The 26174-nt window shown below is 71.4% G+C and carries 20 protein-coding genes and 1 pseudogene; 12 read left to right on the top strand and 9 right to left on the bottom strand.

Annotated features, from left to right (window positions below):
- Positions 1-56 precede the first annotated feature (56 nt).
- Both ACIBI4_RS17770 and ACIBI4_RS17775 read right to left on the bottom strand, forming a co-directional pair.
- A complete protein-coding gene (locus tag ACIBI4_RS17770; protein WP_399204845.1) occupies positions 57-1781 on the bottom strand; it encodes a hypothetical protein in 1725 nt (574 codons plus the stop codon).
- A gap of 124 nt (positions 1782-1905) precedes the next feature.
- The gene (locus ACIBI4_RS17775) at positions 1906-2280 is read right to left on the bottom strand and encodes a MerR family transcriptional regulator (RefSeq protein ID WP_399204846.1); all 375 of its coding nucleotides are present in this window, start codon (positions 2278-2280) and stop codon (positions 1906-1908) included.
- Between the two features lie 66 nt (positions 2281-2346).
- Here ACIBI4_RS17775 and ACIBI4_RS17780 point away from each other — a divergent pair, with 66 nt between their 5' ends.
- The 3 genes from ACIBI4_RS17780 to disA all read left to right on the top strand — a co-directional run bounded on the left by ACIBI4_RS17780 (position 2347) and on the right by disA (position 6197).
- Positions 2347-3456 carry an alkene reductase gene (locus ACIBI4_RS17780; protein WP_399204847.1) on the top strand — a complete coding sequence of 370 codons (1110 nt, stop codon included), beginning with the start codon at positions 2347-2349 and terminating at the stop codon, positions 3454-3456.
- 35 nt (positions 3457-3491) lie between these two features.
- Complete coding sequence (gene radA, locus ACIBI4_RS17785) at positions 3492-4901, top strand: DNA repair protein RadA (RefSeq protein WP_399204848.1); 1410 nt, start codon at positions 3492-3494, stop codon at positions 4899-4901.
- Positions 4902-5045: 144 nt separating this feature from the next.
- The gene (gene disA / locus ACIBI4_RS17790; protein ID WP_399204849.1) at positions 5046-6197 is read left to right on the top strand and encodes a DNA integrity scanning diadenylate cyclase DisA; all 1152 of its coding nucleotides are present in this window, start codon (positions 5046-5048) and stop codon (positions 6195-6197) included.
- A gap of 54 nt (positions 6198-6251) precedes the next feature.
- Here disA and ACIBI4_RS17795 read toward each other — a convergent pair whose 3' ends face one another.
- Together ACIBI4_RS17795 and ACIBI4_RS17800 are read right to left on the bottom strand one after the other, a co-directional pair.
- On the bottom strand, positions 6252-7064 hold the full coding sequence (locus ACIBI4_RS17795) for a hypothetical protein (protein ID WP_399204850.1): 813 nt from the start codon (positions 7062-7064) through the stop codon (positions 6252-6254).
- Positions 7065-7270: 206 nt separating this feature from the next.
- A complete protein-coding gene (locus tag ACIBI4_RS17800; RefSeq protein ID WP_399204851.1) occupies positions 7271-7780 on the bottom strand; it encodes a hypothetical protein in 510 nt (169 codons plus the stop codon).
- 262 nt (positions 7781-8042) lie between these two features.
- Between ACIBI4_RS17800 and ACIBI4_RS17805 the strand changes: the two genes are divergently transcribed.
- Both ACIBI4_RS17805 and ACIBI4_RS17810 read left to right on the top strand, forming a co-directional pair.
- Positions 8043-8744 carry a response regulator transcription factor gene (locus ACIBI4_RS17805; protein WP_399204852.1) on the top strand — a complete coding sequence of 234 codons (702 nt, stop codon included), beginning with the start codon at positions 8043-8045 and terminating at the stop codon, positions 8742-8744.
- A gap of 439 nt (positions 8745-9183) precedes the next feature.
- A pseudogene (locus tag ACIBI4_RS17810) lies at positions 9184-9972 on the top strand (sensor histidine kinase); the annotation flags it as partial.
- Between the two features lie 46 nt (positions 9973-10018).
- On the opposite strand, the gene ACIBI4_RS17815 reads toward ACIBI4_RS17810, so the two are convergent.
- Together ACIBI4_RS17815 and ACIBI4_RS17820 are read right to left on the bottom strand one after the other, a co-directional pair.
- The gene (locus tag ACIBI4_RS17815) at positions 10019-10930 is read right to left on the bottom strand and encodes a VTC domain-containing protein (protein WP_399204853.1); all 912 of its coding nucleotides are present in this window, start codon (positions 10928-10930) and stop codon (positions 10019-10021) included.
- Complete coding sequence (locus ACIBI4_RS17820) at positions 10927-11583, bottom strand: DUF4956 domain-containing protein (protein WP_399204854.1); 657 nt, start codon at positions 11581-11583, stop codon at positions 10927-10929. Before ACIBI4_RS17820 ends, ACIBI4_RS17815 begins: the two co-directional genes overlap by 4 nt.
- Positions 11584-11782: 199 nt before the next feature.
- On the opposite strand from ACIBI4_RS17820, the gene ACIBI4_RS17825 reads away from it, so the two are divergent.
- Entirely contained in the window at positions 11783-12721 is a 939-nt protein-coding gene (locus tag ACIBI4_RS17825; protein WP_399204855.1) for an A/G-specific adenine glycosylase, read from the top strand.
- Between the two features lie 115 nt (positions 12722-12836).
- Here ACIBI4_RS17825 and ACIBI4_RS17830 read toward each other — a convergent pair whose 3' ends face one another.
- Entirely contained in the window at positions 12837-16184 is a 3348-nt protein-coding gene (locus ACIBI4_RS17830) for a S8 family peptidase (RefSeq protein WP_399204856.1), read from the bottom strand.
- A gap of 309 nt (positions 16185-16493) precedes the next feature.
- On the opposite strand from ACIBI4_RS17830, the gene ACIBI4_RS17835 reads away from it, so the two are divergent.
- The 5 genes from ACIBI4_RS17835 to ACIBI4_RS17855 all read left to right on the top strand — a co-directional run bounded on the left by ACIBI4_RS17835 (position 16494) and on the right by ACIBI4_RS17855 (position 20869).
- Complete coding sequence (locus ACIBI4_RS17835; RefSeq protein ID WP_399204857.1) at positions 16494-17033, top strand: SigE family RNA polymerase sigma factor; 540 nt, start codon at positions 16494-16496, stop codon at positions 17031-17033.
- On the top strand, positions 17021-17647 hold the full coding sequence (locus ACIBI4_RS17840; protein WP_399204858.1) for a hypothetical protein: 627 nt from the start codon (positions 17021-17023) through the stop codon (positions 17645-17647). Before ACIBI4_RS17835 ends, ACIBI4_RS17840 begins: the two co-directional genes overlap by 13 nt.
- A gap of 8 nt (positions 17648-17655) precedes the next feature.
- Entirely contained in the window at positions 17656-18375 is a 720-nt protein-coding gene (cseB, locus tag ACIBI4_RS17845; RefSeq protein WP_399204859.1) for a two-component system response regulator CseB, read from the top strand.
- On the top strand, positions 18372-19787 hold the full coding sequence (cseC, locus tag ACIBI4_RS17850; protein WP_399204860.1) for a two-component system sensor histidine kinase CseC: 1416 nt from the start codon (positions 18372-18374) through the stop codon (positions 19785-19787). The genes cseB and cseC overlap by 4 nt, the downstream gene beginning before the upstream one ends.
- A gap of 494 nt (positions 19788-20281) precedes the next feature.
- Positions 20282-20869, top strand: a complete 588-nt coding sequence (locus ACIBI4_RS17855; RefSeq protein WP_399204861.1) for a M23 family metallopeptidase — start codon at positions 20282-20284, stop codon at positions 20867-20869.
- 34 nt (positions 20870-20903) lie between these two features.
- Here the strand turns inward: ACIBI4_RS17855 and ACIBI4_RS17860 are convergent, their stop codons facing one another.
- Positions 20904-21491 carry a TetR/AcrR family transcriptional regulator gene (locus ACIBI4_RS17860; protein ID WP_399204862.1) on the bottom strand — a complete coding sequence of 196 codons (588 nt, stop codon included), beginning with the start codon at positions 21489-21491 and terminating at the stop codon, positions 20904-20906.
- A 150-nt stretch (positions 21492-21641) separates the two neighbouring features.
- Between ACIBI4_RS17860 and ACIBI4_RS17865 the strand changes: the two genes are divergently transcribed.
- Positions 21642-23240, top strand: coding sequence for an MDR family MFS transporter (locus ACIBI4_RS17865; protein WP_399204863.1), 1599 nt, complete (start codon positions 21642-21644; stop codon positions 23238-23240).
- A gap of 145 nt (positions 23241-23385) precedes the next feature.
- On the opposite strand, the gene ACIBI4_RS17870 is transcribed toward ACIBI4_RS17865, so the two are convergent.
- Positions 23386-25911, bottom strand: a complete 2526-nt coding sequence (locus tag ACIBI4_RS17870; RefSeq protein ID WP_399204864.1) for an ATP-dependent Clp protease ATP-binding subunit — start codon at positions 25909-25911, stop codon at positions 23386-23388.
- Positions 25912-26174 lie beyond the last annotated feature (263 nt).

Genomic DNA, 26174 nt, shown 5'->3' on the forward strand with positions numbered 1-26174 from the left:
GTGGCCGGCTTGAGCAGGGGGACGGCCGGATTGGGCAGGGGAGAGTCCGGCTTGGGCTAGGGACTGGCCGGCGGGTCCGAGGGTGCCGGGTCCGAGGAGGACGGTGGCGGGTCCGAGGACGGCGGCGGGTCGGTGCTCGGTGGCGGGTCCGAGGGGCCGGGGTCGGAAGGACCCGGGTCCGAAGGGCCGGGATCCGAAGGGCCGGGGTCGGACGGGCCAGGATCCGAAGGGCCGGGGTCGGAAGGACCGGGATCTGAGGGGCCAGGATCCGAGGGGCCCGGATCCGAAGGGTCGGGGCTGCCTGGGCCCGGGCCAGGGGCGCCCGCTCCGTAGCCGTCGATGATCACGACCGCGTTGCCCGGGTCGACCGCGATGCGGGCCGTCCAGGCGCCCACGGGCTGGCGGGCGTGGTCGACCCAGACCTGGATCGTGACGGATTCGCCGGGCTGCAGCGTGCCCGAGGTCTGGCTGAAGTAGAGCCAGGACGCGTCGGCGTACGCGGACCAGTTCACCGCGCGGCCGCCCGACGCGGTGAGGGTGATCAGGGTCGTGTCGCCGTTCGGCTGGGCGTCGACCGTGAGCCGGCCGGGCCCCACGCCGGGCTTGGTGGGCGCGGCGCCGGGGCTGATCACCTCGACGGAGACGTCGGGCGAGCGGCTGCCCGCGGTGAAGCGGGGGTCGGGCTCGGAGCGTGCGTTGCCCGCGTTCTCGTACGTGTCCTGCGCGTCCTCGCCGTCCAGACCGCCGGGCCCGCCCGCCTCGCTCGCCGAGACCGAGCGCCCGTCGCTCTCGCCGGTGAGCGGCGCGCCGCGGTAGGCGGCCCACAGCGCGAGCACCGGGGCAGCCACCACGGTGGCCACGACCGTGGTCGTGACGGCCCGCGCGCGCAGCCGGTCGCGGCGGGCCGCGCGGTCCTTCGGGTCCATCGGGAAGCCGCGCCGGTCGAAGCGGGGCGCGCCGCCGCGTGCCCGTCCGGCCGTCAGCATCGCCGCGTGCAGGGCCGCGCGGGGCGCTTCGAGGACGGGCAGCGCGGCAGGAGAAACGTTGGTGCCGGGCCAGGAGCGCGCGCCCGCGCGCTCGGCCGTACGACGGCAGCGCGGGCAGTCGTCGACATGCCGCACCAGCTCGCCGCGCAGGGCGGAGCCGAGGAGCAGCTGCTGGTCGCCCGTGAGGCGGGCCACGATCGGGCAGCTGCCGGTCTCGACGACGGCGAGCGCGGCGCGGGTGCGCTCCACCTCGCACGCGGCGGCGGAGAGCAGCTCCTTGGCGGCGGCGGGGTCCATGCCCAGGACGTCGGCGACCTCGGCGGCACCGAGGCGGTGGCGCACCGCGAGCTCCAGGGCCTCGCGCTGCTCCGGCGTCGTACCGGCGGCCTCCGGCCAGGCGAGCTGCGCGAGCCGGCGGGTGCGCTCGCGCGCCGCCTCGTCCGCGACGGGCACCTCGGCGGACCGCCCGCCCGCATGCGCGCCCTGCCGCTTGTGCTTGGCCTCGGCGAGCCGGCGCAGACAGGACCACCGCGCCAGCGCGTACAGCCAGGCCCGGCGGTCGCGGTGGCCGACCGGGCCGCGGGTGGAGCGGCGCTCGGCGAGCGCGAGGACGTCGCCGACGGCGGCGGTCGCCGCGTCGTGGTCGCAGAGCACGGACAGGCAGTACGTGAACAGCCCGTCCAGATACGGCTCATAGCGGCTCGGCGGATGGTGCAGCGCGGTGCGGGGCGCACGGCGCTGCGCCCGGTGTGCGCCGGTGGTCTGTGTGGGATGCTCCGGGCTGCTCGTCGTCACCCGTGCGACCGTAGGTGCCGGGATACGAGCCCGTCCGGGCCCTCCGGGAGCTTTAGCTCGTACGGGTGAACACATCCCTCAAAAGGGGACAGGAACCGTCTATTCCGGCCCAGCGCTCGGGCAGCTATGGCCCCAACTGCACGCGCTGTGCGGCCACTTCGATGACCTCGTCGAGCACTTCGCGGGAGCGCACGAGGTCCGCGATCATCCCGTCGATCCGTGCACGCTCCGCGGTGAGGTCGTCGACGAGCCGCGGGGTGGCGATCTCGCTCGGACCGCCGTCCGTGTCCCGCATGCAGGGCAGGAGCTGGGCGATCTTGCGGCTGTGCAGACCGGCCGCGTACAGGGCCTGGATGAGGACGACCCGGTCGACCGCGCGCTCCGGATAGTCCCGGTGCCCGCCCGGGGTGCGCTCCGAGACGAGCAGCCCCTGCTTCTCGTAATAGCGCAGCGACCGCTCGCTCACGCCGGTCCGTGCCGCCAGCCGACCGATCCGCATGTCCCACCCCGCCCATCGCTCAACGGACTTGAATCTGACACCAGTGTCAACTTCTACGGTACGGCCATGACGAACTCACTCCTCGCCCCGGCCCGTATCGGCACCTTCGACCTCCCCAACCGCCTGGTCATGGCCCCGCTCACGCGCAACCGCGCGAACGCCGACGGTGTCCCGTCGGACCTGATGGTGCGGCACTACGCGGACCGCGCCTCCGCGGGCCTGATCATCGCCGAGGGCACCACGCCCAACGCCGTCGGCCAGACCTACCCGAACATCCCCGGCATCCACACCGACGCCCAGGAGGCGGGCTGGCGCCGGGTGACCGACGCGGTGCGGGCCCGCGGCGGACGCATGGTCCTGCAGCTGCAGCACGGCGGGCGCAACGGGCATCCCGACACCAGCGGCCACGTCCCGCTCGCCCCGTCGGCCCTCGCGCTCCCCGAGGACGTGGAGACGCCGAGCGGCCCTCAACCCGCCCCCGTACCGCGGGAGATGACCGCCGAGGACATCCGCACCACCGTCGCCGACTTCGCCGCGGCCGCGCGCCGCGCGGTGGCCGCCGGCTTCGAGGGCGTCGAGGTGCACGGCGCCAACGGACAGCTGCTGCAGCAGTTCCTCGCCGAGAACACCAACCACCGCACGGACGCGTACGGCGGCGGCCCCGAGCAGCGCATCCGGTTCGCCGTCGAGGTCGTACGGGCCGTCGCGGCCGCCGTCGGACCCGGGCGGACCGGGCTGCGGATCTCGCCCGGGGTGAGCGTGAACGGCATGGACGAGGGCGACACGTACGCGATCTACCGCGCGCTCGTGCGCGAACTCGCGCACGACGGGCTCGCCTATCTGCACATCGTGTACGCGGACCGCGACCCGGAGCTGTTCGCGGAACTGCGCCGGATCTGGCCCGGGACCCTGATCGGCAACCCCGTCCTGACCCGCGAGGACGTCGCGGCGGACGGCGGTCTGCGCAAGGGGGAGCGGCTGCACGCCGCCGGTGCCGATCTGATCGCGCTCGGGCGCGGCTTCCTCGCCAACCCCGATCTGGTCGAGCGGCTGCGGGCAGGTGCCCCGCTGAACCTCGTACGCGACAAGTACCTGATGTACACGGGCGGCGCGACGGGCTACAACGACTACCCGACGCTGGCGCAGGCCGCGGTCAGCACCCGGGTGGCGGCCTGACGGCGTTGTCAGAGGCGCCCGCTACCGTTCCGTGCATGGCTGCCCGTACGAAATCGTCCAAGGACCGTCCCGCCTACCGCTGCACCGAATGCGGCTGGCAGACGGCCAAGTGGCTCGGCCGCTGCCCCGAGTGCCAGGCCTGGGGCACGGTCGAGGAGTACGGCGCGCCCGCCGTGCGCACCACGGCGCCGGGGCGCGTCACCAGCTCCGCGCTGCCCATCGGGCAGGTCGACGGGCGGACGGCCACCGCGCGCTCGACCGGGGTGGACGAACTGGACCGGGTGCTCGGCGGCGGGCTCGTGCCGGGCGCCGTGGTGCTGCTCGCGGGCGAGCCGGGCGTCGGCAAGTCCACGCTGCTCCTCGATGTCGCGGCGAAGGCGGCGAGCGACGATCACCGGACGCTGTATGTGACGGGCGAGGAGTCCGCGAGCCAGGTGCGGCTGCGGGCCGACCGGATCAAGGCGATCGACGACCATCTGTACCTCGCGGCCGAGACCGATCTCTCCGCGGTCCTCGGCCACCTGGACGCGGTGAAGCCCTCGCTGCTCGTCCTCGACTCCGTGCAGACGGTCGCCTCGCCCGAGATCGACGGCGCGCCGGGCGGCATGGCGCAGGTCAGGGAGGTGGCGGGCGCGCTGATCCGGGCGTCCAAGGAGCGCGGGATGTCCACGCTGCTCGTCGGCCACGTCACCAAGGACGGCGCGATCGCGGGCCCGCGTCTCCTGGAGCATCTCGTCGATGTCGTGCTGCACTTCGAGGGCGACCGGCACGCACGGCTGCGGCTCGTGCGCGGTGTGAAGAACCGGTACGGGGCCACGGACGAGGTCGGGTGTTTCGAGCTGCACGACGAGGGGATCACCGGGCTCGCCGACCCGAGCGGGCTCTTCCTCACGCGGCGCGACGAGCCCGTGCCCGGCACGTGTCTGACGGTCACGCTCGAAGGCCGCCGCCCGCTGGTCGCCGAGGTGCAGGCACTCACCGTGGACTCCCAGATCCCCTCGCCCCGGCGTACGACGAGCGGCCTGGAGACCTCCCGCGTCTCGATGATGCTGGCCGTGCTCGAACAGCGCGGCCGGATCAGCGCCCTCGGCAAGCGGGACATCTACTCGGCGACCGTCGGCGGCGTGAAGCTCTCCGAGCCCGCCGCGGACCTCGCGATCGCCCTCGCCCTGGCCAGCGCCGCCAGCGACACCCCGCTCCCGAAGAACCTCGTGGCGATCGGCGAGGTGGGCCTCGCGGGCGAGGTCCGGCGGGTCACCGGCGTCCAGCGGAGATTGGCCGAAGCACACCGCCTCGGCTTCACGCACGCCCTCGTCCCGGGCGATCCGGGGAAGGTCCCGGCGGGCATGCGCGTCACCGAAGTGGCCGATATGGGGGACGCGCTGCGGGTCCTTCCGAGGTCGCGTCGGCGAGAGGCCCCACGGGAGGACGACGAGCGCCGGTAGACTTTGCCCCGGTCTCGCCCGTCCGTACGAAACACGGGCCCCATGCGTACGCGACGGGGGCACGCCGGCGCAGGTGCGAGGCCGACAGGAACCAGGGCGTGGAGAAGACCCCCATCCCGGAATCCCCGATCCCGGAGGAGAGCAGTGGCGACCAGCGACCGGGCAGCGACACCCGGCAAGGACAAGGCCGCGGCTCAAAGCAGGACGAGCGGCTCGGGCACCGCCGCCGACGGCGTGATGCGCGCCTCGCTGAGCGCTGTCGCGCCCGGCACCGCGCTGCGTGACGGCCTGGAGCGGATCCTGCGCGGCAACACCGGCGGCCTGATCGTCCTCGGCTCGGACAAGACGGTCGAGTCGATGTGCACGGGCGGCTTCGTCCTCGACGTCGAGTTCACGGCCACACGGCTGCGCGAGCTCTGCAAGCTCGACGGCGGCATCGTGCTGTCCTCCGACCTCTCGAAGATCCTGCGGGCCGGCGTCCAGCTGGTGCCGGACCCCACGATCCCCACCGAGGAGACGGGCACCCGGCACCGCACGGCCGACCGCGTCTCCAAGCAGGTCGGCTTCACCGTCGTATCGGTCTCGCAGTCGATGCGGCTGATCGCGCTGTACGTGGACGGCCAGCGGCGCGTCATGGAGGACTCGGCTGCGATCCTGTCCCGCGCGAACCAGGCCCTGGCGACCCTTGAGCGCTACAAGCTCCGGCTCGACGAGGTGGCCGGCACGCTCTCCGCCCTGGAGATCGAGGACCTTGTCACGGTCAGGGACGTGTCCGCGGTGGCCCAGCGCCTGGAGATGGTGCGCCGGATCGCCACGGAGATCGCCGAGTACGTGGTGGAGCTGGGCACCGACGGCCGGCTGCTCGCCCTCCAGCTGGACGAGCTGATCGCGGGCGTCGAGCCCGAGCGCGAGCTCGTCGTACGGGACTATGTGCCGGAGCCGACCGCCAAGCGTTCGCGCACCGTGGACGAGGCGCTGTCCGAGCTGGACGCGCTCTCGCACACCGAGCTGCTCGAACTGCAGGTCGTGGCACGGGCGTTGGGCTACACCGGCTCTCCCGAGGCGCTCGACTCCGCGGTCTCGCCGCGCGGTTACCGCCTCCTCGCGAAGGTGCCGCGGCTGCCGGGCGCGATCATCGACCGGCTCGTGGAGCACTTCGGCGGACTGCAGAAGCTGCTCGCGGCCAGCGTCGACGACCTGCAGACGGTGGACGGCGTGGGCGAGGCCCGGGCGCGCTCGGTGCGTGAGGGGCTCTCGCGGCTCGCGGAGAGCTCGATTCTGGAGCGGTACGTCTAGCGGTACGTCCAGGCGTACGCCTGCCGGGAGATCCGGCGCGTCCTTGTCGAGGGGTCAGGCTTCCTCGATGACGAACGACACCTGAGGCACGTCCGCCCCCGCGCCCTTCACCTCGACCAGATACGTGTCAGGAGCGGCCGAACCGGGCGCCGGGGAGGCGCAGTCGGGGGCGCTCGGACGGCGGTCCCAGGTCAGCGTGTAGGTGATCGCGCTGTCGGCGGGCACGCGGTAGAGCAGGCTGCCTGCGGTGGCCGGGCAGTGCGAGGACTTCCAGTAGGCCTCGTCGTCCCCGGTCCTCGTGATCGAGACGACGAGTTCCTTCGGGCCGAGGTCGATCTTGCAGTCGGAGCCCGCGGAGTTCTTCGCCGTGATCTCCAACTTCGGCTTCTCGCCCACCTCGTAGCGGTTCTTCTCGCTCTTGACGGTCAGGTCGAGGTCGCCGGGACGGCAGGTGGGCAGCGACGAACCGGCCGGAAGCTGCTCGCCGGAACCCGAGCCCGCGGAGCCCGGGCCGCCACCCGCGCCGTTCGAACCCTCCGTACCGCCGGAGTCCTCACCGGAGCCGGAGCCGCCGCCGTCCTCGCCCGAGCCGCCCGAGTCCTCGCCGGAGGAGGAGCCGCCGTCGCCCGACTCGTCGCGCCCGCCCGGCTGTTCGCTGATCGCGGGGCCGGACTGGTCGGGGCCCGGGGTGATGGAGGGTGCGGGATTCTTGCCGTTGGCCTCGCCCCCGTTGCCGCCTCCACCGCCGCCCGACACCGCCCACACGATGAGCAGCGCCAGCAACCCGAGCACGGTCAGCAGAACCGCCCTCCGTCGCCAGTAGATGGAGGAGGGAAGCGGCCCGATCGGATTGCGCAGAGATCCCACGGCGCAAACTGTACGAGAGATCGCGCCCAACTCCCGCCCCACCCGCCGCCACGAGGCGCAACTTTTGCGGATCATCATTCCGGGAACGGGGGTTGAGGACGGGTTTCACGGGGTTCGGCCCTCTTCCCCGGACCTCCTCCCCGGCCCTCCTCGCGTCCGCGCGGTGCGGCCCCAGGCCCGGGGTGCTGGGGCGTGAGGCCGGGGCTTCAGTCGTCCGCCGGCGGCTGTACGGTCCGGGGCCGGCCGTCCGTGCAGCGGAACGTGACGGTTGTGTCGTCCTCGTCGGAGGTCGTGTCGTCCGAGGCGTCCTCGTCGGTGGGCTCCAGTTCCAGTGAGGCGGCGAGGGCCGGGCCCCTGACGTACTCCTCCACGTGGAAGCCGTCGTCGGGGCTCCAGGACACGAGGCGTACGAGGTCTCCCGGGCGGCACTCCACCGTGGCCGTGCCGCCTGGGAAGCGGAGGGTCCGGCGGTGGTGGTTCCGGTCTGTGGCGGAGGGGGTCGGGCGCGGCGAGGACGAGGGTGAGGGCGACGTGGCGGGCGGGCTCGTGGGGGTGGTGGGGGCCTCGCCCAGAGCGCGGCGTACGGCCGCGTCGTCCAGCGGGCGGCCCCCGGCCCTCGCCCCGTCGAGCCCGGCGAGCGACCACGCGCCGAGTCCGCCGGCGACCGTGGCGCCCACGGCCCACACGGCGGTGACGGCGGCGCTGCGCCATTTCACGGCAGGACCTCGGAGGGCGACGCCCGCAGAGCCCGTGCCGGTGCCGGCGCCAACGCCGGCGCCAATGCCGGTGCCAATGCCGGTGCCGATGCCAGAAGTATCCGCAGCGCCGACGGGGGAAGGGCCGGTCCGGCGAGGGCCACAGCGCGAATCAGTCGCATGAGGCCAGCCTGCCGCGGCGTTCCCTAACGTCCGGTTAAAGCCGGGACAAGAGCCGGTCCGGCACGTCGCCGTGCCCCAACTCCCTCATTACCGTGGGCACATGCCCCATCTCCTGGTCGTCGAGGACGATCACCAGCTGCGTGCGGCCCTGGTGCGGGCCCTGCGCGACCGGGGGCACGCGGTGGCCACGGCGGCGGGCGGGATGGCCGGCCTCGACGCGGCGCTGACCGAACCGCCCGATCTCGTCGTGCTCGACCTGGGCCTGCCGGACGTGGACGGCGCGCAGGTGCTGCGGATGCTGCGCGCGGTCAGCGACGTACCGGTGATCGTGGCGACGGCGCGCGACGAGGAGCCGGAGATCGTGGCGCTGCTCGGGGCGGGCGCGGACGACTACCTCGTCAAGCCCTTCGGTGCGGCCCAGCTCGACGCCCGGATCAAGGCGGTGCTGCGCCGCGCGGGCGCCGCCGAACCGGAGGAACCGCTGCACGTCGGCGGGCTGAGCGTAGACCAGGCCACGCGCGAGGCCGTGCTCGACGGCCGGCCTCTGGATCTGACGCCGCGCGAGTTCGATCTCCTCGCCCATCTGGCCGCGAGACCGGGGCAGGTGGTGTCGCGGCGCGAACTGCTCGCCGAGGTGTGGCAGCAGCCGCTCGGGGGTGCGGACAAGACCGTGGACGTTCATCTGTCCTGGCTGAGGCGGAAGCTGGGGGAGACGGCGCAGGCGCCGCGCTATCTGCACACGGTCCGTACGGTGGGCATCAAGCTGACCGCTCCGGCGCCCCCGCCTCCCGAGGCTCCCTGACATGCGCCGCCGCCTGCTCCTGCTCACCGCGGCCACCACCGCCCTGGTCCTCGTCGCCCTCCTCGTCCCGCTCGCGCTCCTCGCCCGCAGTCACGCCGCCGACCGCGCCACCGCAGAGGCCACCGCGCGCGCCCAGTCGCTGGCGTCGGGCGTGGGGGTCGCGCTCGGGTCGCCGTCCGGGCGGGACACCGCCGCCTCGCTCGTGGCCGGGGTCAACGGCCCGTCCCAGCCTGGCACTTCGGTGATCCTCGGCGACGGCGAGATCGTCGGCCCGCGCGGCGCCGGCATCGACGACGCGGTCCGCCTGGCCCGCACCGGCCGCGCCTTCACGTACGCACCGCCGTCCGGCGGCCGTACGGTCCTGGTGCCGGTGCAGGGCGTCGAGGGCGGTACGGCCGTCGTACGGGTGACGCTGAGCGAGAGCCGCCTGTACGAGGGCATGCTGGCGTCGTGGTTCGTGTTCGGCGGGATCGGGGCGGGGCTGCTCCTGGTCGCCCTGCTGATCGCCGACCGGCTCGGCACCCGTCTCGTGGGGGCCACCCGCCGGCTCGCCGGGGTCGCCGAGCAGCTGGCCACGGGCGATCTCTCCGCGCGCGCCGAGCCCGAGGGCCCGGCGGAACTACGCCTTGTCGCAGCCGAGCTGAACCGTCTCGCCGGCCGCATCGGCGACCTCCTCGCCGTCGAGCGCGAGAACGCCGCCGATCTCGCGCATCGCCTGCGCACCCCTCTCGCCGCCCTGCGCCTGGACGCCGAAGGGCTGCGCGACCCGGGTGAGGCCGAGCGGATCGCGGCGGGTGTCACCGCCCTGGAGCTGGGCGTGGACGAGGTGATCCGCAAGGCGCGCCGTCCGCTCACGGACACCTCGCACGCGTGCGGTGACCTCGCGGCCGTGGCGCGCGAACGCACCGCGTTCTGGCTTCCGTTGGCCGAGGACCAGGGGCGCGCGGTGCGGGTCGACGTGCCAGGCTCGGCGGTGGAGGTCCCGGCCGCCGGTGACGAACTGGCCGCCGTGCTGGACGCGTTGATCGGCAACGTCCTCGATCACACCCCGCACCGCACCCCGTTCCGTGTCGCGGTCACCGCGACCGGGGCCGAGGCGCGACTCACCGTGAGCGACAACGGCCCCGGCATCCCCGCCTCGTACGTCACCGAGCGCGGTGCCAGCGGGGCGGGCTCCACCGGGCTCGGCCTGGACATCGCCGGCCGGACGGCGCGGGAGGCCGGGGGCGCCTTCGCGGCGGTCCGGGGAGCGCCGGACGGCACCGTGGTGACGCTCACGTTCCCCAGGGTGACCGGCGGGACGCGGGTGGCCGAAGGGACACGGGTGGCCGACCGGACGCGGGTGGCCGACCGGACGCGGGTGGCCGACCGGACGGCCGGGCAGACACGGGCGCCCCGGGAAACACCGCACTCACCACCCGCGCCCACCGGTTGACCCCGAGCCCGGGACGGAGCGCCGCGAACCCGGCCGCGTACTTCGTGAAGTCCGCCGCCCGTACCCCGAGCCAGTGCAGCATCCGGTCCGCTTCGGTCAGCTGCCCGCGCGTCTTCGTCTCGACCAGGACGAGACCGGAGTCCGCCACCACCGCCCGCCCTCCCGCGGCCGCGGCTTCCCGCACCACGAGCCCGGCATCGCAGGTCACCCGCTGTCCGTCCGCCACGAACGTGACCCGCTGGTAGTCCGTCACGAGGGAGGGGGTGAGCCCTGTGGGAGCCTCGATGCCGTACGCCTCCCGGAGCACCGTCGCGAGAAACGCCGACCGGCCGCCGTCCAGCGCCCGTTCCGCGTCCTGCAGCCTTCTGCGGTGTTTGACGGTCTCGCCGCGCCGCCCCTTCAGCTTGATCTCGAACTGCCGCTCTCCGGAGTCCACGTAGAGCCGCTCCCGCACCCGGAACCGCAGCCGTCGCCCCTGCCGGTGGTCGTGGAACGTGCGCAGCCCGCCGGTGTCGAAGTACACCGAGTGGTACGCGAACCGGCGCCTGCCGCCGATGGACAGCGCGCGGAAGCCCCCGTCGCGGCGGCGCGGATCGGTGAGCCGGGCCGCGAACTCCTCGAACACGCCCGCCGGCACCAGATAGCTCCGGTCGAAGCGCGCGAGAAGTTCCGCCCGTGCGATGACCTCCTCCAGCGGGACGGCATGCGCGGCGAGTGCGGCCCGGTCGACCGCCCGGAGGCCGGGGTTCATGCGCGCCTGCCGGCGGTCAGGGCGTGTCCGGCGGGGCGCATCGGCCCGGAGCGCTCGACGGGTCCGGTGCCCGCCGGCGGCTGCCGGTAGCGCACCTCCACGACCATCAAGTCCCGCACGTAGTCCACCTCCTGGACCGTCCAGCCGAGCACGTCGCCGAGCCGCCGGGTCAGATCGGCGCGCAGCGCGGCCGGTTCGCGGTGCACGACGTCCAGGGTGACGATGCTGCGGCGGTCGCGGGCGTACAGGCGCGGGTGGTCGGCGGCGTACACCACGAGGAGGAGCACCGCGGCCAGCGCGGCGGCGGTGCCGAGGCCGAGCCCGGGCAGTCCGCAGATCAGACCGAGCACGAGCGTCGTGAAGTAGTACGCGACCTCCTGGTGCTGCACGGTGTCCGACCGCAGCCGGATGATCGACAGCACCCCGAACAGACCGAACCCGACGGCGAACCCGCCACCGGCCCCACCTCCCGTCCCGCCGCGCGCGAGGGCCGCGACCACCGCGAACAGGGCGGCGTTCAGGGCGAGATACGCGGGCACCAGCTCGCGCCTGCGGTGGCGCGGGTAGAACACGGCGAAGGTCAGGAGGGTCACGGCGGCGAGGTCGAGCCCGAGATGGGCCGCGAGGGCAGGGAGGCTCTGGGCGGTCTGCATGCCCCGACCGTAGGAACGGGCCGGTTAAGGCCGTCCCTCCCTCCGGTTAACGCGTCAGGCATCCGGCCGGACGGCCCGACCGGCACGCCCACCCGGCAACGCGCCCCCGGGCACGCCCGGCCGTGCACCCGGCAACACGCCTCACCGCACCGTCCGTGCACCCGCACCACGTCCCGTCCGTGGGAGGATCCGAAGCGTCATGACTGCGACTGCGCTCTCCCCCCAGACACCCCCCGCCGAGTCCCCCGCCGACTCCGACGCCCGCCACGACGTCCTGCACCGCCAGGTCATCGCCTGGTTCGACGGTCACGCCCGTGATCTGCCCTGGCGGAGTCCCGACGCCGGTGCCTGGGCCGTGATGGTCAGTGAGTTCATGCTGCAGCAGACCCCGGTCAGCCGTGTGCTCCCGGTGTACGAGCAGTGGCTCGCCCGCTGGCCGCGCCCCGCCGACCTGGCCAAGGAGGCGCCCGGCGAAGCCGTGCGCGCCTGGGGCCGGCTCGGCTACCCGCGGCGTGCGCTGCGGCTGCACGGGGCCGCCGTCGCCATAACGGAGCGGCACGGCGGCGACGTACCGTCGAAGCACTCCCAACTGCTCGCGCTGCCCGGCATCGGCGAGTACACCGCCGCGGCCGTCGCCTCCTTCGCGTACGGCCAGCGGCATGCCGTGCTCGACACCAACGTGCGCCGGGTCCTCGCCCGGGCCGTGACGGGCGTGCGCTACCCGCCGAACGCCACCACCGCCGCCGAACGCCGGCTCGCCCGCGAGCTGCTGCCCGAGGAGGAGCGGACCGCCGCGCGCTGGGCCGCCGCCTCGATGGAGCTGGGCGCGCTGGTGTGCACGGCGAAGGGCGAGGAGTGCGGCAAGTGCCCCATCGCCGCGCAGTGCGCGTGGCTCGGCGCCGGAAAGCCCGAGCACGAGGGCCCGCCGCGCCGCGGCCAGACGTACGCGGGCACCGACCGCCAGGTCCGCGGCAAGCTGCTCGCCGTCCTGCGCGCGGCCGTCGCCCCCGTACCGCAGGCGGCGCTCGACCGGGTGTGGGACGAACCGGTGCAGCGGGCCCGTGCGCTGGACAGTCTCGTGGCGGATGGTCTGGTGGAGCCGATGGAGGGTGGGCTCTACCGGTTGCCGTTGACGTAGGGCGCGGCCCTCACGGACAGCGCTGCGGCCGGGCACCTGGTGGGTGTCCGGCCGCAGCCGTGTGTCATGTGGAACAACCGGGCACAGCCGGGAACAGCTGAGGATCGGGCAGGGATCAGCGGCCGAGGAACGCGTTGTACACGGTCACCTTCGACGTGTTGCCCTGCTTGTCCACGACGGTCGAGCGCAGCGTCACGCCCTTGTCCTTCGCCGGGGCGAACAGTGCCGCCTTGCCGAGGACGACGGGGACCGGGACCCAGTGCTTCCCGCCGTCGTACGAGGCCTCGATCCTCAGCGACTTGAGGTTGTCCCCCGCGGCCGAGCCCTGGATCTCGTACGGCATGAGCAGCGGGCGGTGGGCCTTGACCGTCGACTCCAGGTCCACGTCCGGGTGGAAGCGGACCACGGAGGCGGCCACATCGCCCTTGTCGCCGGTCTTGGAGCGGAAGGTCCACTCGGCGTCGACGCGGGTGGCCGCGGAGAACAGTTTCGGGTCGCGGGCCTGGGAGGTGCTGAGGGTGTACTCGCTGTCCTCCTGCGCCAGTGGGACGGAGAACGAGCTGAGGTCGTCATCGCCCTCCGCGATCACCTCGCCGTCGCGGGTCAGCTTCGTGGTCGCGGTGGGCGGGTCCACGTCGGCGAAGCCCATCTCGTGGCCGTCGCCGTCCGAGAACATGGCCAGGAAGGCGTAGAGCGTGTCGCCGGAGCGCCGCATACCGGCGCCCTGCTCCTCGTCGAACGCAGGCCCGTGCACTCCGGTGTTGAAGTCCACCCGTTGGGTCCGGCCGGCCTCGTACTTCTGGAAGAAGCTGACGTAGCCGACCTCGGTGGGCAGCCAGCCGTTCGGCCACGGGTCGCCGACCTGGTCGCCGTGCAGGGTCCATGTGGCGTCGTTCTCGGTGGACAGGTAGAGGGTGTGGCGCCGCGGCAGCTCATCGGTGAACCCGCCCTCGGTGAAGCCCTGCATCGAGCTGCCCGCGACCTTCACGGAGCCGCCCGCCGACAGCCAGCCCGTCTTGGCGGGGGCCAGCGTGCCCAGGCCCACGTCGAGCTTGGCCAGGTCGCTCTTCTGCGGGTGCTTGGTGAATCCGTCGGCGAGGCGGCTGACCTTGTTTCCGTAGATCAGCGAATACTGGGTGTCGTCGCCCTGGGTGAAGTCGGCGTCCCAGATCTGGCTCAGCGTGCCGTCCGTGACCTCCGGACCGAGGTGCGCGGAGCGGAAGTTGTCGTACGAGTCCAGCTGCCAGGCGAACCGGTTCTCCCGGTAGCCCTTCTTCACGCTGTACGCCATGAAGGCCTGGCTGCCCTTGGCCTCACTGTCGGGCACCGTGATGTCCACGGGCTTCGTGGTCCGCGCGTCCAGCGTGAGCGAGGCGCCCTTGTCGGTCACCACGAGCTTCGGCTGGGCGATCCAGTCGAGGCCCTTGGACAGGTCGGAACGGTCCTCGATGAGCATGGACTGGACGGTGTACTCACCGGCCGGCAGCCGGATCGTCGTCGAGTCGCTGGCCTCGTCGAGCTCGTACTCGGCGACCTCGTACTCCTGGCTCAGCTCGGTCACGTACGTCTGGAAGTGCTTCGCCGCCTGGCCGTCGCGGCCCAGGTGCTTCAACTCCACGGGGTAGGAGGCGATTTCACGGTTGACCGTGAACGCGCTGCGCACGCTCTGCGAGCCGTCGCTCGCCACGACCGCCCCGCTGTACGCCCCGTTCGGCGCCTCGACCTTGGTGTCGGCGGTGACGGTGGCCTCGGCGGTGCCGCCCGCGGGGACGGTGATCTGCGCCGGAGCGACCTCGAACATGCCCTCGGGAGCTGCGGCGCCCTCGGGACCCTTGCCGCTCACCGTCAGGTCGAGCGTGACGTCGCTCGTGCCCTCGTTCTTGTACGTGAGGGTCTTGGTGACCGGCTCGTCGTCCTCGTGCGGATAGGCGGCCGTGCCGAAGTCCAGGGAGACGGGGGTCGCGTGGACGGTCTGCGCGAGCGCCTTGTCGGACTGGATCCGGCCCGAGCCCTGCTCGAACGCGGCGTAGCCGACGTCCTTGGTGGACGCGGTGAGGATGCCCTTGAGCTCGGCGGCCTTCCACGTCGGGTGCTGCTGCTTGAGCAGGGCGGCGGCGCCCGCGACGTGCGGGGTGGCCATCGACGTACCCGAAATGGTCATGTAGCCCGGCGGGTTCTCGCCCACCTCGGCGGCGATCGAGTTGCCCGGGGCCGAGGCCGCCGTGATGTCCACGCCGGGCGCGGAGACGTCGGGCTTGATGCCCGCGTCGCCGACGAGCGGGCCGCGGCTGGAGAAGTCGGCGAGCTTGTCGCTCTTGTCGACGGCCGCGACGGTGAGCGCGCCTTCGGCGGCGCCCGGGGAGCCGACGGTCTTCTCGTCGGGGCCTTCGTTGCCCGCCGCGATGGCGAAGAGGACGCCCTGCTCGGTGTAGGTGTTGACGACCTCTTCGAGCGGGTCGACGCCGGGGCTGTCGGGGCCGCCGAGGCTCATGTTGACGATGTCGGCGCCCTGACCGGCCGCCCACTCGATCGCCACCATGATGTCCGACTCGGAGCCGCTGCCCTGGTCGTTGAGGACCTTGCCGTCGATGATCTGCACACCAGGGGCGACACCCTTGTACTGAACGCCCTTGCCCGCGATCGTCGAGGCGACGTGCGTTCCGTGGCCCTGGTGGTCCTTGGTGTCGGCCGATGTGGAGAAGTTCTTCTCGACCAGCTGCTGACCGGCGAGCTCCGGATGGGTCTCGTCCACACCCGTGTCGAGGACGGCGACCTTCACGCCCTTGCCGTCGTACCCGGCCGCCCACGCCTTGTCGGCGCCTATCTGCGGGACGGAGACGTCGAGCTGGGCCTTGACCTGGCCGTCGAGCCAGATCTTGGAGATCCCGGCGGCGGCCGTCCTGCTGACAGCGTTGTCGCCGTCGCCCGTGACGGCCTCCCACAGCGCGGGCAGGTCCGCGGCGGGCGTCGTGACGGCCTCGGCGTTCAGGGACTTGAGGGTCCGGCGCACCTTCGTGCCGCCCGCCTCGTCCACCTGCGTACGCGCGGTGTCCGCCGTGGCCTTGTAGCCGACGATCAGCTTCAGACCGCTCTTGTACGCCTTGCGGGAGGCGGCCGAGCCGAGCGTCGTCGCGTCGAAGAGGCGCCGGTCCAGCCTGCCGTCGGAGATCAGACGCTGGGCGTCGAGCGGCACCACGTACTGGTGGCCGCCGACGGTACGGACCGACACCGGGATGTCCTCGCGGCCCTTGGCCGGGGTGATCCCGGAGACGCGGCCGTCGCTGAGCTCGACGAGATCTCCGGTGATCAGCTGGACCCGGTGGACGGGCTTCGCGCTCGCGGAGGTCGGGGGCGCCCCGGGCCCGGCGGTGGCCGAGGGGGCGGCTCCTGCGGTCATCGCGAGGACCGCGGTGGCGGCCATGGCGACGAGGGCGGGCTTTCTTGCCTGGCTTCGCACATGCATCCTTTTTCGAAGGGGCGTGCTGCTTGCCGGGGAAGTATCGGAGCCGCCGGAACGGGCCTTCAAGGGAACTTCGTGGCCGCAACCGGGCATGGCCGCAATGTGCCAGAGCGATGCGGAGCGAAAACGGACAGAAACGGCACCCCTTTAACCGCTGCGTACTTCCGTTACACAACCGAGGGACAGCCGTGCTGCCACCGCAGGCTCGTCCGTGAATCCCCGTTACACCGCCTCCGTAGCTTCGTGGATGGAGCGCGGCAAGGTCCGGTTCCACGGCGGGACTTCTGGCTTGGGTGAACGGAGGCGGTTGGAATGGCGCACGGCGAGGTGCTCGAATTCGAGGAGTACGTCCGCACCCGGCAGGACGCCCTGCTGCGCAGCGCACGCCGTCTCGTGCCCGACCCGGTCGACGCCCAGGACCTGCTGCAGACCGCTCTGGTCCGTACGTACCACCGCTGGGACGGCATCGCCGACAAGCGGCTCGCCGACGCCTATCTGCGCCGCGTCATGATCAACACGCGTACGGAGTGGTGGCGCGCCCGCCGCCTGGAGGAAGTGCCGACCGAGCAGCTGCCCGAGACCGGCATGGACGACTCCACCGAGCAGCACGCCGACCGCGCCCTCCTGATGGACGTCCTCAAGGTGCTCGCCCCGAAGCAGCGCAGCGTGGTCGTGCTGCGACACTGGGAGCAGATGTCCACCGAGGAGACGGCCGAGGCGCTCGGCATGTCCGCAGGGACCGTCAAGAGCACGCTGCACCGCGCGCTCGCCCGGCTCCGCCAGGAGCTGGAGAGCCGGGACCTCGACGGGCGGTTCCTGGAGCGTGAGGAGCAGGAGCGTTGCGCGGCCTAGCCAGTCGTACGGCGGCGGTGACCGCCGCCTTCGCCCTGTGCGGCGCGGCCCTGTCGGCCTGCGGCACCGGGGGCACCGGGACCCGTGACGAGGGGGCGGCCCGGGTGGCCGAGTCGCCGCCGAAGCCGAGCGCGTCGCCGGTGCCGGCCGAGGAGCGGATGAAGGCCGTGGACGCGGTCGCCCTGGTCAAGGACGATCCGACGGTCAGCCCGCGGGTACGGGCCGATCTCGAGCCCTGCTTCAAGGACACGTATCCCGTCGACGTCACCTACGGCAACCTGACCGGGGGATCGTCCGACGACGTCGTGGTGAACGTGATGACCTGCGGCGATGCGATCGGCGTGGGCTCGTACGTGTATCGCCCGGACGGCAAGAAGTACCAGAATGTCTTCAAGGCCGAGGAACCCCCGGTGTACGGGGAGATCGACCGGGGCGACCTTGTCATCACCCAGCAGCTGTACGACAAGGGCGATCCGGTGGCCTTCCCTTCCAGCGAGGAAGTCGTGACGTACCGCTGGCAGGGGAACCGGTTCGTCGAGACGGACCGGTTGCACAACGACTACAGCAGCGCGGTGAACGGTCCGGACGCCGAGGCCGCGCCCGAGGAGAACTGAGACAGGCGATGGCCGAACAGAGCAAGACGCGGGTCCTGTTCGTCGAGGACGACGACGTCATCCGCGAGGCCACACAGCTCGCCCTCGAGCGCGACGGCTTCCATGTCACCGCCATGCCCGACGGCCTCTCGGGCCTGGAGGCGTTCCGCGCCGACCAGCCCGACATCGCGCTGCTCGACGTGATGGTGCCGGGCCTGGACGGCGTCTCGCTGTGCCGCCGGATCCGCGACGAGTCCACCGTGCCGGTGATCATGCTGTCCGCGCGTGCCGACTCCATCGACGTGGTCCTCGGCCTGGAGGCGGGCGCCGACGACTACGTCACGAAGCCCTTCGACGGCGCCGTCCTGGTCGCCCGGATCCGTGCGGTCCTGCGCCGCTTCGGGCACGCGGGCGGGCCCGGCGCCGGCGGCTCGCCCGGCGAAGAGGCCCTCGGGGCAAGCAACGGAGTGCTCAGCTTCGGCGACCTGGAGATCGACACCGAGGGCATGGAGGTCCGCAAGGCCGGCGAGCACGTCGCCCTGACCCCGACCGAGATGCGCCTCCTCCTGGAGTTCTCGCACGCCCCGGGCACCGTCCTGTCCCGCGACAAGCTCCTGGAGCGCGTCTGGGACTACGGCTGGGGCGGCGACACCCGCGTCGTCGACGTGCACGTGCAGCGGCTGCGCACGAAGATCGGCCAGGACCGGATCGAGACGGTCCGCGGCTTCGGATACAAGCTCAAGGGATGAACCGTACGGGGGCTCGGGGGGCGGTACGCAGGCCTGCTCCGGGGACGAGCCGGATTCCTGCTGCCGACTCGCCGTGTGCCGACCGCTTCGGCGCGCTGACCTCGCGGCTGCGCCGTGGTCTGCACACGGGCCTGCGCTGGAAGCTCAGCGTCGCCATCGCCCTGGTCGGGGCGCTTGTCGCAATCACGCTCAGCCTTGTCGTGCACAACGCGGCGAAGGTCTCGATGCTGGACAGCGCACGCGATGTGCAGGACGAGCGGATCGTCTTCGCCCAGCGGATCTACGAGACGACCAAGCGCACCCAGTTCAACGCGCAGCTCGACGACCCGGAGCTGCCCGCCGAGCTGAAGGAGAAGGCCGCCGAGGGCCGGCGCGCCACGTATGTCCAGGAGAGCGAGAGCGGACCTCCGGACATCTGGGCGGCGACCCCGGTGGGCGACGGGCACGTCCTCTCCCTGCGCAGCAAGTTCACCGACCGCAGCGCAAGCATCATGAGCGACCTCGACCAGGCGCTCGTGATCGGCTCGATCGCGGTGGTCGTCGGCGGCAGCGCGCTCGGCGTGATGATCGGCGGCCAGTTCTCGCGCCGGCTGCGCAAGGCGGCGACCGCGGCGAACAAGGTGGCGCAGGGGCAGACGGAGGTACGGGTCCGCGAGGCCATCGGCGGTGTCGTACGCGACGAGACCGACGATCTGGCGAGCGCGGTGGACGCGATGGCCGACGCGCTCAAGCAGCGGTACGAGGCAGAGCGCCGGGTCACCGCCGACATCGCGCACGAGCTGCGCACCCCGGTCACGGGCCTGCTGACCGCGGCCGAGCTGCTGCCGCCGGGCCGTCCCAGCGAGCTGGTCAAGGACCGCGCGCAGGCGCTGCGCACCCTGGTCGAGGACGTCCTGGAGGTGGCGCGGCTCGACGGCGCCTCGGAACGGGCCGAGCTGCAGGACCTGGTGCTCGGCGAGTTCGTACGGCGCCGGGTGGCGGCCGCGTATCCCGAGGTCAGCGTGCAGGTGCTGCACGAATCGGAGGTCACGAGCGACCCCCGGCGCCTGGAGCGGATCATCGGCAATCTGCTCGCCAACGCGTCCAAGCACGGCAAGGGGCCCATCGAGGTCTTCGTCGAGGGCCGGGTGATCCGGGTCCGCGACCACGGCTCCGGTTTCCCGCCGGAGCTGCTCGCGGACGGCCCGAGCCGGTTCCGTACGGGCAGCAGCGACCGGGCCGGGCACGGGCACGGCCTGGGTCTGACCATCGCGGCGGGCCAGGCACGGGTGCTCGGCGCGCGGCTCACGTTCCGCAATGTCGGGGCCGAGGGCGGGCCGGCCGAGGGGGCGGTGGCGGTGCTGTGGCTGCCGGAACACGCACCGACGAACACGGGCAGCTTCCCGATCCTTCAGCTGCCGCCGCAGAAATAGCCCCTCGTCCGGGCGGGAACCGGGCTTTCCCGGTGACCCAGGTCTCAACGCGTTCCCCCCGCTGGTGACATGACGCACAGGCGTTTTGTCCGGTACTACCCGGAATAGTGGAACGCCGGGACTTCCGGTTCGGGACCTTCGACCCACGAGCGTCGCGCTATATGTCCTATTTGCCCCTGACCAAGGGATGGCGCCCCGAATCTCGCCCCGCCCGCTGCCGCGAAGTGCGCTTAAACGCCCCTGACAGAAAGTTTGCGGCGAAAACCGGCGAACCGGCATGACCGGCACAAGAGGCCGTCAAGAGTCGGGCAGCCCTCACCCGGTTTACGAGCTTGCGTAGTAGATGGGGGGTTTGGGCGGGAGCGTCCCGTCGGGTTACCAAGGGATGGCCACCCCGGCCGTGCGGTCCGCACCTGGACCTCCTCGACCGGGTCCGTTCATGTCAGGCCAAGCTCCGTCCCCGTCGTGAGCACAGCCCCCTGGAGGAAAAGCGAATGTCGAAGCGCGCGAAGACCCACATACCCGGCCCCCTGTTCACCCGTACCCGTGTCGCCGCCGCCGCGGTCACGGCGGGCATGGCAGCGACCACGCTGCTCGGAGCAGGGGCCGCAAGCGCAGCACCCCAGGCGGGCACCGTCCAGCAGGCCGCGGCCAAGAAGGCCGCCGGCTGGACGGACCCGGTCAAGAAGTACACGCTGTCCGCCAGCTACGCGCAGGCCGGCGGCATGTGGGCCCACAAGCACTCCGGCCAGGACTTCGCCGTGCCGATCGGCACCCCGGTCGACGCCGTGCACGCCGGTACGGTCGTCAAGGCCGGCCCGAACGGCGCCGGTGACGGCCCCGCGTACGGCAACGCCGTCGTGATCAAGCACGCCAACGGCAAGTACTCGCAGTACGCCCACCTGTCCAAGGTCCAGGTGAAGCCCGGCCAGCAGGTCAAGACCGGCCAGCAGATCGCCCTGTCCGGCAACACCGGCAACTCCAGCGGTCCGCACCTGCACTTCGAGATCCGTACGACCCCGAACTACGGTTCCGCGATCAACCCGGTCGCCTACCTGCGCTCGCTCGGCGTCACGGTCTGACGCACCGGGCCCGGCAGCCCGCCTGACAACTGAACTACTTCTCGCCCTGCCCCGCGTGGGCCTGGGTGACGAGATCGACGGCGACCTCGAGGACGGCAGCACGCTTCTCCTCGGGGTCGCCTTCGGCGTCCTGGAGGTGGAAGTTGCCGGCGTGCATCGTGATCAGCGCGCTGATGCAGCGCACCTGGTCGGCGAGGGGCGCGTCGGGCTCCTTGAGGATCGCCATCAGCTCGAAGATCCGGTCCTTGAACATCTCGCCGATGCTCAGCTCCCGTACCGTCGCCTGGTTCTCCTGCATGAAGCGGAAGATCGGGCCCGCGTCCATCACGATCCCGCTGTAGCGCCGCAGGACCTCCTTCTTGGTCTCCAGGCCGTGCGGCTGCGCCTCGCCCCACTCCACCAGCTCCCTGATGGGCCGCGTGCGGTCCTCGAAGACGCTGATCAGGATGTCTTCCTTGGTCTTGAAGTGGTAGTAGAGCGCCGCCTTGGTGACGTCCAGACGTTCGGCGATCTCGCGCAGCGAGGTCTTCTCGTACCCCTGCTCGGCGAAGAGTTCCAGCGCGACGTCCTGGATGCGTCCTCGCGTGTCACCCCGACGGGGCTGCCGCGTGCTGCTGCTCATGGCTCTCTCCTGCCTACCCCAAGGGCTGTGGCCCTAGGTCCAAGGGTGGATCCAAACTTACTTGACGCCCGGCTAGTTGCCCGGCTACCTTCACATCGTAGCGAACTAGCCGGGCGGCAAGTAAGTGCCGGAGTCAGGGAAGTGATGGGGATGGCTGCGCAGAGTACGGGGATGGCCCCGCAGGACATGGCAGAGAAGGAACCGAAGCAGCGGAGCGTCCGCGTCGTGCTCATGGCACTGATGCTCGCCATGCTGCTCGCGATGCTGGACAACATGATCATCGGCACCGCGATGCCGACGATCGTCGGTGAGCTGGGCGGCCTGGAGCACCTCTCGTGGGTGGTCACCGCCTACACGCTCGCCACCGCCGCGAGCACCCCGATCTGGGGCAAGCTCGGCGACATGTACGGGCGCAAGGGCACGTTCCTGACGTCCATCGTGATCTTCCTGATCGGCTCCGGACTCTCCGGTGTGGCCCAGACGATGGGCCAGCTGATCGGCTTCCGCGCCATCCAGGGCCTGGGCGCCGGCGGTCTGATCGTCGGTGTCATGGCGATCATCGGCGATCTGATCCCGCCGCGCGAGCGCGGCAAGTACCAGGGCATGATGGCCGGCGTCATGGCGCTCGCCATGATCGGCGGCCCGCTGGTCGGCGGCGTCATCACCGACCACCTGAGCTGGCGCTGGACCTTCTACATCAACATCCCGCTCGGCGCCCTGGCCCTCGTCGCCATCACCGCCGTGCTGCACCTGCCGAAGAAGCGCTCCGAGGCCCGGATCGACTATCTCGGCGCCGTGCTCCTGACCGTCGGCATCACCTCGATCGTCCTCGTCACGACCTGGGGCGGTACGGAGTACGCGTGGGGCTCGGGCCAGATCATCGGCCTCGCCGCCCTCGGCGTCGCCTCCCTCGTGGCCTTCGTCTACTCGCAGACCAAGGCCGCCGAGCCGATCCTGCCGCTGCACATCTTCCGCAGCCGCAACTTCTCGCTGATGGCCGTCATCGGCTTCCTGGTCGGCTTCGTGATGTTCGGCGCGACCCTGTTCCTGCCGCTCTACCAGCAGTCCGTCCAGGGCGTCACGGCCACCAACTCCGGTCTGCTGCTCCTGCCGATGCTGCTCTCGATGATGGTCGTCTCGCTGGTCGTCGGCCGGGTCACCACCAACACCGGCAAGTACAAGATCTTCCCGATCATCGGCGGCGCCCTGATGGTCGTCGGCATGTACCTGCTCTCGACGATGGGCACCGGGACCTCGCAGCTCACCTCCGGTGTCTACATGGCGGTGCTCGGCGCGGGCATGGGCTTCCTGATGCAGATCACGATGCTCGTCGCCCAGAACAGCGTCGAGATGAAGGACATCGGCGTCGCCTCGTCCTCGGCCACCCTGTTCCGCACGCTCGGCTCGTCCTTCGGCGTGGCCATCATGGGCGCGCTGTTCAACAGCCGGGTCCTGGACAAGATGGCCTCCAGCGGCGCCGCGGAACTCCAGAACGCCCAGCTCACCCCGGAGCAGGTGAAGGCCCTCCCGGCCGCCATGAAGGACGCGTACGAGGTGGCGGTCTCCTCCGGCACCCACATCGCCTTCCTGCTCGGTGCCGGCATCACGGTGATCGCGCTGGTCGCCGCCTTCTTCGTCAAGGAGATCCCGCTCAAGGGAGCGGGCCCGAAGCCGGCCGAGGCATCCGAGGAGGGTGGGGACGCTCCTCTGGACACGCGGGACAAGGCGGCCGTAGCGGAGACCGTCTGACCCCTGGCCCAGCCCGGCCGACGAAGCCCCCGGTGACCTCTGGTCACCGGGGGCTTCGTGCTGCAGGACAAAGGGGCGGGCCCCGGAACCGAGGTTCCGGGGCCCGCCCCTTCTTGCCGTTCAGCTGACCTGAGCTACCGGGCGCTTACGCGTCCTTCGTCAGGTTCGGACCCGAGCCGCCCGTGGCCGACTCGATCGGCGGGACGTCCGGCAGGGCCGACTTCTCCTCGCCGCGGAAGGTGAAGGTGGCGTTGTCGCCCTCGCCCTCCGTGTCCACGACCACGATGTGACCGGGGCGCAGCTCGCCGAAGAGGATCTTCTCCGAGAGGGTGTCCTCGACCTCGCGCTGGATCGTGCGGCGCAGCGGCCGCGCGCCCAGGACCGGGTCGTAGCCCTTCTTGGAGAGGAGCTCCTTGGCGGACTGGGAGAGCTCGATGCCCATGTCCCGGTCCTTCAGGCGCTCGTCCACCTTGTCGATCATCAGGTCGACGATCTTGAGGATGTCGTCCTGCGTGAGCTGCGGGAAGACGACGACGTCGTCGACACGGTTGAGGAACTCGGGCCGGAAGTGCTGCTTGAGCTCGTCCGAGACCTTGTTCTTCATGCGCTCGTAGTTGGTCTTCGTGTCGCCCTGGGCCGCGAAGCCCAGGTTGAAGCCCTTGGAGATGTCACGGGTTCCAAGGTTGGTCGTCATGATGATGACCGTGTTCTTGAAGTCCACGACGCGGCCCTGGGAGTCGGTCAGACGACCGTCCTCCAGGATCTGCAGGAGCGAGTTGAAGATGTCCGGGTGGGCCTTCTCGACCTCGTCGAAGAGGACCACGGAGAACGGCTTGCGGCGGACCTTCTCGGTCAGCTGGCCGCCCTCTTCGTACCCGACGTAGCCGGGAGGCGAACCGAAGAGACGCGAGACGGTGTGCTTCTCGCTGAACTCCGACATGTCGAGGGAGATCATCGCGTCCTCGTCGCCGAAGAGGAACTCGGCGAGCGCCTTCGACAGCTCCGTCTTACCGACACCGGACGGACCGGCGAAGATGAACGAACCACCGGGACGCTTCGGGTCCTTGAGGCCCGCACGCGTACGACGGATCGCCTTCGACAGCGCCTTGACGGCGTCGGTCTGGCCGATGACGCGCTTGTGGAGCTCGTCCTCCATGCGCAGCAGACGCGAGGACTCCTCCTCGGTCAGCTTGAAGACCGGGATGCCGGTGGCGGTCGCGAGGACCTCGGCGATCAGCTCGCCGTCGACCTCGGCGACGACGTCCATGTCGCCGGCCTTCCACTCCTTCTCGCGCTTGGCCTTCGCGGCGAGCAGCTGCTTCTCCTTGTCACGGAGAGACGCTGCCTTCTCGAAGTCCTGGGAGTCGATGGCCGACTCCTTGTCGCGGCGCACGCCCGCGATCTTCTCGTCGAACTCGCGGAGGTCCGGCGGCGCGGTCATCCGGCGGATGCGCATCCGGGAGCCGGCCTCGTCGATCAGGTCGATCGCCTTGTCCGGCAGGAAGCGGTCCGAGATATACCGGTCGGCCAGCGTGGCCGCCTGCACGAGCGCCTCGTCCGTGATGGAGACACGGTGGTGGGCCTCGTAGCGGTCGCGCAGACCCTTGAGGATCTCGATGGTGTGCGGCAGCGACGGCTCCGCGACCTGGATGGGCTGGAAGCGGCGCTCGAGCGCGGCGTCCTTCTCCAGGTACTTGCGGTACTCGTCGAGCGTGGTCGCACCGATGGTCTGGAGCTCACCGCGGGCCAGCATCGGCTTGAGGATGCTGGCGGCGTCGATCGCGCCCTCGGCGGCACCCGCACCCACGAGGGTGTGGAGCTCGTCGATGAACAGGATGATGTCGCCGCGGGTGCGGATCTCCTTGAGGACCTTCTTCAGGCGCTCCTCGAAGTCACCGCGGTAGCGGGAGCCGGCGACCAGGGCGCCGAGGTCGAGGGTGTAGAGGTGCTTGTCCTTGAGGGTCTCGGGCACCTCGCCCTTGACGATGGCCTGGGCGAGGCCCTCGACGACGGCGGTCTTGCCGACGCCGGGCTCACCGATCAGGACCGGGTTGTTCTTGGTACGGCGCGACAGGACCTGCATGACGCGCTCGATCTCCTTCTCGCGCCCGATGACCGGGTCGAGCTTGGATTCGCGCGCGGCCTGCGTGAGGTTGCGGCCGAACTGGTCCAGGACGAGCGAGGTCGAGGGCGTGCCCTCGGCCGGGCCGCCGGCGGTGGCGGTCTCCTTGCCCTGGTAACCGGAGAGCAGCTGGATGACCTGCTGCCGCACCCGGTTGAGGTCTGCACCCAGCTTGACCAGGACCTGGGCGGCGACGCCCTCGCCCTCGCGGATCAGGCCGAGCAGGATGTGCTCCGTGCCGATGTAGTTGTGGCCCAGCTGAAGGGCCTCGCGGAGCGAGAGCTCCAGGACCTTCTTGGCACGGGGGGTGAAGGGGATGTGACCGGACGGGGCCTGCTGGCCCTGACCGATGATCTCCTCGACCTGCTGGCGGACCGCCTCAAGCGAAATGCCGAGGCTCTCCAGGGCCTTTGCGGCGACACCCTCGCCCTCGTGGATCAAGCCCAGGAGGATGTGCTCGGTGCCGATGTAGTTGTGGTTGAGCATCCGGGCTTCTTCCTGAGCCAGGACGACAACCCGCCGCGCGCGGTCGGTGAACCTCTCGAACATCGTTAATCGCTCCTCAGAGCGGTCAGGCAGTAAGGGGTCGGTCCCCTCCCTGTCCTTCCGCAGCTTAGTCCCGCAAGCGGGGACCGCTCATTCCAACTGCCGACACCCGGTCCAGAACCTCGGGCGCTTTTCTGCCCCGAGAGCCGACAACTGCTCCAACTCGATGGTGCGAGACGATGTTCCCGCAGGCCAGGCAGTTACCCCTTCCTCCAGTACGCCGATGGCGAACGTGAGACGCCCTTGCCCTGCGTGTCGCCCCTCCC

Source organism: Streptomyces sp. NPDC050418 (assembly GCF_044458745.1).
GTDB lineage: Bacteria > Actinomycetota > Actinomycetes > Streptomycetales > Streptomycetaceae > Streptomyces.